This is a genomic window from Enterobacter sp. ku-bf2 (assembly GCF_001742765.1).
Lineage (GTDB): Bacteria > Pseudomonadota > Gammaproteobacteria > Enterobacterales > Enterobacteriaceae > Enterobacter > Enterobacter quasiroggenkampii.
Map to the genome: position 1 here is coordinate 21,705 of NZ_MDVW01000004.1, position 12,368 is coordinate 34,072.

General features: G+C 55.2%; 10 protein-coding genes. 4 read left to right on the forward strand and 6 right to left on the reverse strand.

Translation table 11 applies throughout. The annotated features are described in order from the left end of the window. Positions 1 to 28: 28 nt before the first annotated feature. Genes BFG58_RS10190 through yihU form a run of 4 tightly spaced genes read right to left on the reverse strand, consistent with a single transcriptional unit; the run spans position 29 to position 5,109 of the window. Entirely contained in the window at positions 29 to 2,053 is a 2,025-nt protein-coding gene (locus tag BFG58_RS10190; RefSeq protein ID WP_069719766.1) for an alpha-glucosidase, read from the reverse strand. A 16-nt stretch (positions 2,054 to 2,069) separates the two neighbouring features. Then, complete coding sequence (gene yihS / locus BFG58_RS10195) at positions 2,070 to 3,311, reverse strand: sulfoquinovose isomerase (protein ID WP_069719767.1); 1,242 nt, start codon at positions 3,309 to 3,311, stop codon at positions 2,070 to 2,072. A gap of 14 nt (positions 3,312 to 3,325) precedes the next feature. Then, positions 3,326 to 4,201, reverse strand: coding sequence for a sulfofructosephosphate aldolase (gene yihT, locus BFG58_RS10200; RefSeq protein WP_069719768.1), 876 nt, complete (start codon positions 4,199 to 4,201; stop codon positions 3,326 to 3,328). Positions 4,202 to 4,218: 17 nt separating this feature from the next. Further along, a complete protein-coding gene (yihU, locus tag BFG58_RS10205; protein WP_069719769.1) occupies positions 4,219 to 5,109 on the reverse strand; it encodes a sulfolactaldehyde 3-reductase in 891 nt (296 codons plus the stop codon). A 155-nt stretch (positions 5,110 to 5,264) separates the two neighbouring features. Here yihU and BFG58_RS10210 point away from each other — a divergent pair, with 155 nt between their 5' ends. Continuing rightward, positions 5,265 to 6,161 carry a sugar kinase gene (locus tag BFG58_RS10210; protein WP_069719793.1) on the forward strand — a complete coding sequence of 299 codons (897 nt, stop codon included), beginning with the start codon at positions 5,265 to 5,267 and terminating at the stop codon, positions 6,159 to 6,161. 34 nt (positions 6,162 to 6,195) lie between these two features. Continuing rightward, positions 6,196 to 6,990, forward strand: a complete 795-nt coding sequence (locus BFG58_RS10215; protein ID WP_069719770.1) for a DeoR/GlpR family DNA-binding transcription regulator — start codon at positions 6,196 to 6,198, stop codon at positions 6,988 to 6,990. A 40-nt stretch (positions 6,991 to 7,030) separates the two neighbouring features. On the opposite strand, the gene BFG58_RS10220 is transcribed toward BFG58_RS10215, so the two are convergent. Further along, complete coding sequence (locus BFG58_RS10220; protein WP_069719771.1) at positions 7,031 to 9,904, reverse strand: autotransporter outer membrane beta-barrel domain-containing protein; 2,874 nt, start codon at positions 9,902 to 9,904, stop codon at positions 7,031 to 7,033. 71 nt (positions 9,905 to 9,975) lie between these two features. After that, positions 9,976 to 10,593 (reverse strand): transcriptional regulator, encoded by a 618-nt coding sequence (locus tag BFG58_RS10225; RefSeq protein ID WP_069719772.1) that lies wholly within the window; start codon positions 10,591 to 10,593, stop codon positions 9,976 to 9,978. Between the two features lie 547 nt (positions 10,594 to 11,140). On the opposite strand from BFG58_RS10225, the gene BFG58_RS10230 reads away from it, so the two are divergent. After that, on the forward strand, positions 11,141 to 11,878 hold the full coding sequence (locus BFG58_RS10230; protein ID WP_069719773.1) for a winged helix-turn-helix domain-containing protein: 738 nt from the start codon (positions 11,141 to 11,143) through the stop codon (positions 11,876 to 11,878). Next, positions 11,875 to 12,345 (forward strand): hypothetical protein, encoded by a 471-nt coding sequence (locus BFG58_RS10235; RefSeq protein ID WP_069719774.1) that lies wholly within the window; start codon positions 11,875 to 11,877, stop codon positions 12,343 to 12,345. The genes BFG58_RS10230 and BFG58_RS10235 overlap by 4 nt, the downstream gene beginning before the upstream one ends. The last annotated feature ends 23 nt before the right edge of the window (positions 12,346 to 12,368 follow it).

Consider the following 12,368-nt stretch of genomic DNA (forward strand, 5'->3'; position numbering starts at 1 on the left):
CCGCAGGCTGCCCTGCGGGCGAGCCTTATCAAATATCACGTAAGGTGCTAAACAGATCTGCCCATTCGCTGTGCTGGCGGTAGAAGACAGGCGGCTTGCCGAGCGGGGCATCAACGGTCACGTCACCGCCCTGGCAGGTTTCCCCAGTCCACGCATTCACCCAGCCGTCCTGCGGCAGATAGAGCGACCAGTCGCGGCGCCCCTCTTCATAAACCGGCGCCACCAGCAGGTCGCGGCCAAACAGGTACTGGTATTTCAGCGTGTAGGCGCGCGCGTCGTCCTCATAGTGCAGGAACAGCGGACGCATCACCGGCAGGCCGCTTTTTGCGTTCTGCGCGACGGCGGCTTTGATATACGGCTTCAGGGTGGTGAAGACGGTGGTCATGCGCGCGAAGTGCGCGATGGTTTCCGCGTCGCCGTCGAACTGCCAGTTATCGCCTGGACGGTTGCCCTCATGGGTACGCATCATCGGCGTAAAGGCGCTGAAGTCGCACCAGCGCAGCAGCAGCTCTTTGCTGCGCTTCATCTCGAACAGCGTGGTATAGCCGCCGATGTCGCTGTGGTGCAGGCCGTGCCCGGTCATCGCCAGCGACAGCGCCGCAGGGATGACGGATGCCAGACCGTCGTCCAGGCTCCAGTCGACATTCTGATCCCCCGCCCACATCATCACCGAGTGCTTCTGGCTGCCGGTGTAGCCCGCGCGCATGAAGAACAGGATCTCGCCGAGCTTGCCGGTCTCTTCCAGCGCCTCGTAGTTACATTTGGCCCACAGGGCAGGCCAGGCGTTATGCATGATCTCCGCGCTCACGCCGTTATGCAGGAAGGTGTCGGTCGGCAGGTACTCCCCGAAATCGGCCATCCAGCCGCCGCAGCCCAGTTCGATCAGATTCTTTTTGATGACTTCTTTGTACCAGTCGTAGGCTTCCGGGTTGGTCAGGTCGATAACGCCCGCGTAGAACTCGCCGAACTCAACGTGGTAGTCCTTGCCGTCGGCGTTTTTGGTCAGATAGCCGCGCTTCGACGCCTCTTCGCAGAGATCTTTATCGCTGGCGACGTACGGGTTGATATAGGAGAGGAACTGCACGCCTTCCTCTTTCCACTTCGCAATCCGCGCATCAAGCTGCGGATAGAGCGCGCTGTTCCACTTCCAGTTCCACATCACGCGCTTGCCGAAGGAGGTCATGCGAATGCCGGACCAGTCCTGCGCCCAGATGCCGTTGACCTTTACGCCGCCGTTACGCATGGTGTCGAGCTTCTGCTGGCACACCTCGGTGCCGCCCTGAATGCCCAGCGTCACGCCGTCGTACACCCAGTCCGGTAGCTCTGGCTGACGCCCCAGCAGTCCGGTCAGTTTTTCCAGTAGATCGACGTACGTTTCCGCACATTCGAAGCGCAGCGTGGCGTTATCTTCCCAGAACGCCAGCTCGTGGAAGTCCGGCGCGCTGAAGTCAAAGTTCATATAGCAGCTGTTATCCACGTGGCAGTAGTACTTCTGGGTGCTCACGAAGGTAGGCTGCGGGAAGAAGGTCCAGTAGTAGTCGCCCCCCGCATTCTCTTTGCAGTCGGCCTGCCAGGTGATGTAGGTCTGCTTGTTACGGCCCACACCCTGCTCGCTGGTCCACAGCGGGAACGGCTTGCCGCGCAGGTCGAAGTAAGAGAACTGCTCGCCGCAACCGTAGATATGATCTTCCGGCTGTGCTGCCAGCCGCAGCCAGATGCGGTTATGGCTGGCGGCGTCATTTTTCAGCTTCAGCTCCAGACGGCCTTCCGCATCCACGCCCACCAGCAGCGTCGCGCTCACCGCGTCGCCGAGGGTAAAGCGGATTGCCCAGCCCGCGCTTTGCTGCGTGACGGTCGCGTTCGTCAGGGCAATCTTTTCGTTGAGCTTGTCTTTGATGCTGAAGTTGCCGCGAAACATCTCGATATCCGCCTCACCTGCGCCAATCCACAGGCAAGGGGCATCCGCGGTGTGGGATAAAATCAGACGGTCCTGCCAGCGCAGGGTGAAGCCACTTTCGTTATTTTTCAGGTCAATATTGTGTAGGGTACGCATAAACACTCCGTCTTTATTATTTAGCCTGACTGTCCAGTAATCCGGCGGCGACGGCAGGCGCTAAGCCCGGCGCCAGCGGCAGGCGGGGGATCACCAGGCAGTGCAGCAGGTGGTAAATATCCTGCTTGCCGTCCCAGACTTTGGTCGTCACTTCGTTATTGGTGTCCAGCTCCTGCCACCAGGAACCGTTTTCGTAATCCATCAGGTACTTGATGCAGTAATCCCACCACTTCTGATACCAGGCCTCGTACAGCGCTTCGCCGGTCACGGTATAGAGGGCATAGGCCGTGCCCATCGCCTCGACGATTGGCCAGCGCACGCGTTCACGCACAATAGGCTTGCCGTCCCAGCCCACGGAGTAGACAAACCCGTCCGCCCCGTCGGGTGCCCAGGCGTCGCGGATGGTGGCGTGGAACAGTCCTTTCGCATCTTCCAGCAGCCATTCTGGCGGGGTTTCAAAGCGCGCTTCCAGCGCGGCGCGCAGGTGCAGCATCAGGCGGCCCCATTCAATCCAGTGCCCCGGCGTGCCACCGTAGGCGCGGAAACGGTGGGCGGGATTATCAATGTTGTAGTCGCGGATCGGGTTCCAGTTGGTGTCGAAATGCTCGTTAACGCGATACTCACCTCTGCGCGCTACGTCATGAATAATCACCGACGCGATACGCAGGGCGCGGTCGAGCCATTTGCGGTCGTGGGTCACGTCATAAACGATCAGGAAGGCTTCTACGGCGTGCATGTTGGCGTTACCGCCGCGGTAATCTTCTGTTTTGCTGAAGGCTTCATCCCATGACTCCAGGCACATCTGCTCCTGTTCGCTCCAGAAGTAGCGCTCAATCACCTCGATGGCATCGTCCAGCAGCCTCCGCGCCTGCGGGTGGCCGGTGGTGACGGCGCTCGCCGCACCCAGCAGGACGAAGAAGTGCTGATAGCCCTGCTTGGACGCATCAATCACGCCTTCATCGTTAACGCAGGCGTACCAGCCGCCGTGCTGCTTGTCGCGCAGCGGGCCATTCAGGGCATTAATACCGTGCTCAACCAGGGCATACGCACCGGGACGCCCCATGTTCGCCGCCACCGCGTAAACGTGCAGCATACGCGCGGTGATCCACAGATGCGTGCCCATATCGCTACGCACCTGGCCGTTATTGCCCAGCCAGCCAAAGCCGGTCGGTACGGCGGCGTTTTTACCGAAATCGAGAATGCGGTCGGTCTCTTGCTCGAGCCAGCGGTTATGGCTCAGGGTGTTAAACCATTTCATGTTCGGGTCCTTTCTTAACGGCGAGCCATCATTTCGTCGACGATCTCACCCAGACGCTGAAGTTTGGGGACGGAGATATCACGCAGCATCAGCTCGGTGTCCGGCAGGCCAATCACAGAGGACCAGACGGCACGACCGGCTAAAAAACCCGATGCCCCCGCCTGCATGGCGACGCTTACGGCGCGCGGGAATAACTTATCGTCCACGCCGGACGAGAGGATCACCCACGGCATGGCGATGTTCTCATTCAGCTTTTGCGAGGCCGTCAGCAGCGCCTGCTGCGTGCCCTTGCCAAACAGCGGCATCTCCACTTTGTAGAGGTCGGCACCGCTGTCGCCCAGCTCTTTGGCCGCGTCGATAATCGCCTGTTCGCGGTTAAACGCGGCACCGCGACGTGGCGGACGCACCACCGGCTCGATAATGCTCAGCAGACCGTTATCGTGGCAGAGCGTGTTGAACGCTTTCACCATCTCAAGGCGCTGCTGCGGATCTTCATCGCTGCGCCACAGCACCAGCAACTTCAGCGCTTTGCCGCCATCGCGTTTGACCGCCTGCGCGTCGACGTTCTTGTCGATCACTACGCTGTCGACCGGAAGACCGTTCCCCGGGATAAACTCGTCGGCGGCCACAATCATTGCGCAGCTTTTAGCTACGGCCTGCTGCTCGACAATCTGGCGATAGCAGAACTGCTGGTCGACGAGAATGGCAGAGGCGTACGGTGACAGAATTTTTGCCGCGTTGACCTTAAAATCGGTCAGGTGCTGGTCGGTTACCGGAACCGGCGCGCCTGCTGCAGCAAACATCAGGCGCATCGCTTCGCGCTGATCCACGGCCAGCATCGCAAAACCGCCGGAAGGTCGGGTGATATCTTTCAGGGTGTACATCGTCATTCCTCAGTCCTTTCGTATCAGAGTGTTTTTTTCAGCCCGGCAGATGCGCGAACCTGTTCAAGAATGGCCGTCCAGTCCTCGCGCCCGCGCCCAGCGGCGCGTGCCTGGTTGTAAACCTCGCGGGAGGCCGCGCCCAGCGGCATCGGAACGTGGAGTTGGTTAGCCACGTCGAGGGCGATCCCCAGATCTTTATGCGCAAGGTCGATCATGAAGGCGGGTGAAAGATCCCCTTTCAACACCTTGTTCGGCCATGAGGTCGTGAAGTGGCCTTTACCCGCAGGCGTACCGCTCATAACCTTCAGCGCCACATCAAATGAGAGCCCCAGTGCTTCACACAGTACGGCCGCCTCCGCCGAGAGAGCGTTCAGGGCAATGCTCATGTAGTTATTGATAAGCTTCACGCGGATGCCCATGCCCGGCCCGCCGGCATTAATCAGCTCATTGCCCATCGCCATTAAGACCGGAGTGGCGCGCTCAATTTGCTGCGCCGTGCCGCCTGCCAGCAGGAGCAGCGTGCCGGCGATGGCATGATCTGAGGTGCGTCCGACAGGCACATCCATCAGGCTGAAGCCGCGTTCAGCCATGTCGCGGATCAGCGCGTCGGTTTGCAGTGGGTGTATGGTGGACATATCAATGACTAGCGCGTCGCGGGACAATCCTTCGCACACGCCGTTTTCGCCAAACAGCACGCTGCGTACCAGGTCGCCGTTTGGCAGCATGGTGATGACGAATTCGGCGTCCGTGGCGGCCTGCGCGGGTGTTGTCACCGCCCGTGCGCCACTCTCTACCAGCGCCTGAACCGCCTGCGGGTTCACATCGAAGACGTGAAGCTGATGACCTTGTTTCAACAGATTCTTCGCCATTGGCGCGCCCATCTGTCCTAAACCGATAAATGCGATTGCTGACATGCCTCTCTCCTGTCACATCGTGTCAATTTTTGCGCGTTTATGTTGTCTGTTTTTGATCGTATTTGTAATTTATAGTCAAAAAATTGACACGAGTCACTTTTTAAACATTTGATGAAATTAAAATGAAAGCATCAGAAATCGCAGAAGGAATCACCATGGCTCGCATCGTTTGTGTCGGTATTACCGTGCTGGATCGCATCTGGTATCTCGATGACTTACCCAAGGAAGGTGGGAAATATGTCGCAAAGGACTATACGGAAGTGGGGGGCGGCCCGGCGGCAACTGCGGCTGTGGCGGCGGCGAAACTGGGCGCGGAAGTGGATTTTATTGGCCGGGTGGGGGACGACGATACCGGCAGACGGCTGCTCGCGGAGCTGGAATCCCTGGGGGTGAAGACCCGTTACACCCGCGTATTTAAGGGTGCCCGATCGTCACAATCGGCGGTGCTGGTGGACGCGGGCGGAGAACGCGTGATTGCTAACTACCCCAGCCCCGATCTCCCTGCGGCGGCAGACTGGCTGCATGAAATCGACTTCTCGCAGTGGGATATTGTTTTAGCCGACGTGCGCTGGCATGACGGGGCGAAACAGGCGTTTACCCTGGCCCGTAAGCAAGGTGTGCCGACGTTGCTGGATGCGGATGTTACCCCACAGGATATTGCGGAGCTGATTACCTTAAGCGACCACGCGGCCTTCTCCGCGCCGGGGCTGCGGCGTTTAACGCAGCTGGATAAAACCGAAGATGCACTGAAAAAAGCACAAACGCTCACAAATGGACATGTGTATGTCACTCAGGGGCGAGACGGCTGCTTCTGGCTGGAAAACGGCGCATTGCGTCATCAGCCCGGCTTTGAGGTGGACGTGGTGGATACCACCGGGGCGGGCGACGTTTTCCACGGCGTGCTGGCGTTCAGTCTGGGGCAACAATCGTCCACTACAGACGCCGTCCGCTTTGCCAGTGCCGTCGCAGCGCTGAAATGCACGAAGCCCGGTGGGCGTGCAGGTATACCCGACTGTGATCAAACCCGCTCTTTTTTGTCACTTTTTGTATAAAATGCGGGGCGAGATGGTTTTCAGAGGACAGCCCATGAGTCTTACCGAACTGACCGGCAACCCGCGTCACGATCAGCTGCTGACGCTGATTGCCGATCGCGGCTATATGAACATTGATGAACTGGCGCAACTGCTGGATGTCTCCACGCAAACGGTGCGCCGGGATATCCGCAAGCTGAGCGAGCAGGGACTGATCACGCGTCATCATGGCGGGGCGGGCAGGGCATCCAGCGTGGTGAACATGGCGTTCGAACAGCGCGAAGTCTCGCTTACCGAAGAGAAGCGAGCGATTGCCGAAGCCATTGCGGACTATATTCCCGATGGCTCCACCATCTTCATCACCATCGGCACGACCGTAGAGCACGTTGCCCGGGCGCTGCTGAACCATAATCATCTGCGCATTATCACCAACAGCCTGCGGGTGGCGCACATTCTGTATAAGAACCCGCGTTTTGAAGTGATGGTGCCAGGTGGCACGCTGCGCCCGCACAATGGCGGGATTATCGGGCCTGCGGCGACGGCGTTTGTGTCTGGTTTTCGGGCGGATTATCTCGTGACGAGCGTGGGAGCCATTGAGCACGACGGCGCGATGATGGAGTTTGACGTCAATGAAGCCAGCGTGGTGAAAACCATGATCGCCCACTCCCGGCACATTCTTTTAGCGGCCGATCATACGAAATTTACCGCCTCCGCTGCGGTGGAAATTGGCAACGTGGCGCAGGCCACTGCACTCTTCACCGACGAGATGCCTGGCTCGGCTCTGCAAAATCATCTGAAATCCAGTAAAGTTGAAATCGTCCTGGCCAGCACCGGCGATGATATCGCCTGAAGCAAAAAAAGCCGCTGAGTAAATAGCGGCTTGAACATTGTTATTTAAAGCTGTATTTCACCCCCAGCATCCCCTGCGTATCGCTGTAGCCTTTGTCGCCTATCTGCTGAGCCACGTTGCCCCATACGCTAAGCTGCGGCGTAATCTGCCCCTCTACGCCTGTCTTGAGTTCACCGATATTGCGCGTACCACGCATCTCATTGCTAACGTCATCCATGCGGATACGCGTGGTCTGGGTGTTGTGGATCCAGTTCGCTTCGATAAATGGCTGGAAGGTCCGTGATTTACCGTCGTCAATCGCGTTATGTCCGCTGATGTAGGCCTTCACGCCGAGACGTGTCATCAGGTTGCCCTGAGTCTCGTCTTTCACCCGCGTGCCGTTGCGTTCGCGATGGTCGTCAGCCTGCACGTCCATCCAAACGGCCTGCGCTTTCGGCTGGAGCCAGTAGCTGTTGCGGCCGCTTTCGCCCACCTTAACGCTATAGCCTGCTTCTACAGAGGCGGTCACGCCGCTGGAGCGATAGTTTTCAGTGGCCTGATCCTGTCCCATCACCTTATTGTCGAACCAGTTATACAGCACCCAGCTATCAACATAAGTGCCACTTTTATCCGCGTCGTTTGCGTACCAGGTACCGTACAGACCGACGCTATAGCCATTCACTTCACCGCGTGAGTGGTAGCCGGTCAGGCTGGAAGCGCTCCGGCTCTGACTGTTGCCGTAGCCCGCCATCAGGCCAAGATGCCAACGGTCCAGACCGTCGGTGCTCCACTGGGCGACATCGCCACCCAACTGCAGCACGTAGCGATTGGCGGTGGTTTTTAACTGGCCGCCGTCTCTGAAACGCGTATGACCGCCGACGTTACGCATCCACAGGCTCGTCACTTTCTGCTCGCCAGTGAGCATGTCGGTGTACTGCGTTTCACCCAGACGATCGTGCAGGCGGGTCATAAACAGCGTATTTGCCGCATAGCTGTTTGCCAGATAGCTACCAAATTCCGGGCGATACTGATGCTCGCTTTTCGGTGGTGCAGGCGGTGGGACCGGCTCTTGCGGCGGAATCACCGGGTCAACGGGCGGATCTACCGGGTCGACTGGTGGGTCCACGGGGTCAACAGGCGGGTCTACGGGGTCGACCGGTGGGTCAACTGGATCAACGGGCTCGGCCAGGCTGGTCAGAAACCAGTTTTTACCTTTTTGCACCACGTTATAGTCATAACCGCCCGCCACGATACGGCTGACTTTCTCAAACGTCCCGTCAGAGTTACCGCCAACGCTGACAATTTCAATCCCTTCTACGGTTTGCGCGCCAGTACCGCCAATGTTGTTCACTTCCACCCCGGTATGACCGGACGTGTTGCCTTCAACAATCAGTTTGTCCGTTTCCGAAGTGTCGTCAAACAGCACGGTATTGAAAACCAGCTTGCCGCCGTTGCCGATAAAATCATCCTTGATGGTCAGCGTTTGCCACGCCGCGTCCTCTGCATGCTGAAAATTAATCGTGCCGCCCGCATTCAGCGTCAGGCTGGTTAGCGTGGAGCTGTCGCGCAGATTCCAGACGGCATCATTCATCGTCAGTGCGATAGTACCGGTACCCGCGGCGTTGCTCTCAATGAAGGACGCACCATTCCACAAGGAGTTGTCATCCATCGTCAGCGTAATGGTACTGTTTTGTGCGGGAAGTGTGCTGGTGGCCGCGACGCCGCCCGCGGAAAGGACATCGCCGTTGAGGATGAATTTGCCTCCAGCGGACGTGTCAATTACCCCGCCGTTACTGGCGTTCAGGGCATAGCTACCGTTGTCGCGATGGCCTGCGGTGGTAATGGTTGCACCACCCGCGAGGGCTATCACACCGCGTGACCAGGCATACATCCCGTGCGGCGCTTGCGCAGAGCTGCTGGTTTTCTCGCTGCTGTTTACCGCAATGGTGATGTTATCTCCAAGATTCACCGCACCGGTGTAAGCATAGACGCCATGCGCGCTGGCACCGTTGGTCGTGATAGTGGCACCTTCATCAAGGGTGATAGTTGACGAGCCGGTAGAATAAACCCCGGAAGCACTGGCCGCGTCGGTGGTAATCGTCGCGCTTTTGCCTAGCTCAATTTTTGACGCAGAGCCCGCATACAGGCCATAGGCCGATGTGCCGTACGTTTCGATGGTCGCCTCATCTCCCAGACGAACGTAAGAGCCGCTCTGGTTGGTGCGGATCCCTTCGGCGTAGGTACCGCGCGTCACAATATGGGCACGATCGCCGACGATAACGTTATTTTTTGCCTTCGACGCATCATTCAGTGCATAGGCGCTAATCCCGCGTCCTGTGCTGCCCGTGGTTTCGATATAGAGATCGTCCCCCACATAAATATTGGCGGAGCCAAGCGATCCCTGGCTGAAGGAGCTGTAGCCGGCATTGATGCCGTCACCGCTTTGGCCATTAACGTAAATATGGGTGCGGTCGCCGGTAATGATAAATACCGGGTTGTCCGGCGTGTTCATACCGTGAGTACGAATACCGTCGACGTCTTTACCATTATTGGCAGCCACTTTTGACTGGGTGCGAATAGTCAGATCGTCACCAAATATCACCCCCGGACTGCCGGACGTGGAGTTCTGAATAACGGTAACGGAATGCTCAAAGGCTTCCGCCCCAGGCCCTTCGAGGGTGATCCCATCTCCGTAGATCGGGATATTACCGGCGCTGTACTGGTAGACATAGTTAGGATCGCCGGTATTTTTGCTAAAGTTCGTGTTTGCCGTTGCAGGTATCATCGCCTGTATTTCTGCAGGCAAATCCGTTACCGCTCCGGAAGCGGGTAAATTAGAAAAATCTATTACCGCTGCATGTGCGGTAAATAGCGCTGACGACAACGCCAGCGAAATCGCAGCGGCGACTGGTGAGTGTTTCATTAAATATGGCATGACTGCCCCCTTTCTTTCAGGCGTAGAACATCCTCCACACCATTAAATGTGGGTAGGTAAACAGGTTGAAATTACAAAATAGAAACGAGAATTTTATGAATGCTGGTGCCTAACTTCCTCTCAAGTCGTATTTTATGGACGTAAATTTTTTTAACATCAATGCCGTCTGTTTTTATAATCTCCTGAAGGCACGCTCCTGACAAAAATCTGTTAAGTAACGTGAATTCAACAGCATTTAAGATACTGCCGCGTCTGCTATTCACTCGTCTCCCGGTGAATAGATGGCTAATTTTATCTTTTAATATAATGTCACTGTCATCCGAATAAATAACTCCCTTTATTTCACTGCGGTGAGTGAGAAAATAATTGGCCAATGCTTCCAGCTTGCGGTCTGAGATAATCACAATGTTCATGTTAGTTCTCGCCAGACGTTCAATCCATTGCGGATCGGCAAGTGCGCGCAGGTTGTACATCGAAAAGTCTACAAATATAAATCCGCGTAATAAGTGATTCTTGTTTCCTCGCACTATTTTATTTTCTACTGCAATCTGCAGGAAATGGTTATCACCTGGCCAAACTGCGAACGAGGCGTTTCCACAATATTGTGAACGTACTGCGTTATCTGGATATAACTGACAGGACAATTCACAACTTATACAGCGGACAACCTTATGCGACGATGTTATCATCCAGTCCACTCCTGTCTTATTTTCACCGTCAATATTTCACTGCCATGCAAATGTGTCAATCTTGAAACATATCCAGTGGCCCTCTCTTGTTTATGAAAAATAGTGATAAAGAATATAAATTCCTGGTGATGCCTATTCTGTCAGGCCATAGCCATCGCGAAAGGACATATGTTGGTCAACGTATTCCAGGAATATTCGTCAGTACCTTAAGATTATTCGACAAAAAAAATCCCAGGGGAAGATTCACGAAATAGCACTAAAAGCTAAAGATTCGTTTCTTTAATCTGCCGCAACGACCGTCTTTTCTCTTGTTGTGGCTCAATATAATTATTTGGTCTGGCGAAGTGTAATGAAATCTCATTATGTCGTTTTAGATGAGAAAAACCTAAGAAAAACACCTCTTAACCTATTGAAAATAAATGTGTTATTTTTAATCTTAGTTGGAATGGTATCGCGTCCTGATCCTTCTGACCTATACTCTTGTTAAATATACGTATGTCTTTTTGGTGTGTATGGTTAAGTATTGTTATTGCTGAGGAAAGGAAAATTGTATCTCATTAACAAATTGGTCGAGTATGATCCAGAAAACAAAACCCTGGTAAATCATATTTCCGGGCGCTCGATACAATTGCAGCTTCCTGCCAACCTCTGTTTTCTCTATCTCGTCACCCATCCCGGAGAAATAATTTCGCAAAATCAGTTAATGATAGTGGGATGGGGTGAGCGCAATGACGTCACCACACCGAATACCTTTTATCAGGCTATTTTGACATTACGCAACGCCCTGGCTGAGGTGGGGTTACCGCGCGATACGGTAAAAACGATTTCGCGTCGTGGGCTTATGCTTTCCGAAGCCACCCAGGTTGAACGATTTATCCCAGGCGCTGAGCCGATAATAGCCAATAAAGACGCAGTCGTTGCCGATAGCACCGCGGTGAAGAGTCCGGCCTGGATGATAATAACGACCGCAACGCTTTTGCTGATCGCGCTTATCAACGGGGGGATGTTATACAAACAGCACCAGAACATGCCGTTTAGTCACTACATTCCACTTTCTACGGGCAGCAGTGCCTGCCAGCTTTTTTTTGCGCCTAACGAACCTATGCAGGACCATTACTTGCGCTTGTTAAACAATAACCCTGGCCTGTGTGCCGAAAAACGATACGTTTTTCTCATTGGCTACAGTAAAACGGAGCGAATCGCGGCGTTTGCCTGTAATAAGGATCCGCGACGCGACGCGGCCGCGTTTTGTACCACCCATTATTTTTGGGCACACGAGCAATGATGACTCTTCGAAACCGAATTATTTTGCTGGGGGCGATTCTGGTGGCGGCTATTACCAGCGGCTGGTTAGCGTACTGGAATTTGTCGAGTACGCCGATACGGTGCACGGGAAATGTGGAATGGACGATTGGTAAAAACCGATTTGTGGGTACGGTTTCCTGGCGAATGCAGCATCGGGAGGGCGCGACCATCATTAACGGTAAATTATTTGGTCAGACGGTGTCTGAAGTTAACCGGACCATCTATTTTCACTACAGTTACCATCAGAATGCGCGCGTGTTAAATAACGATCGTATTGTTAAAACCTTCGCCGATAATGCGGATGAGGCTGATATCAACGCAACGCTACCGGGCTTTTACCGTACGCCGGGTCGGGACCTGAGCCTGATGATTGATGAGTACCGGGGGGCCTGGCTTTTTGCCGCGTCAAACGTCCCTTCACTTTACTGTCGTAAAAACGCGCCGTAAAAATCGATCGTACACCTTAGAGC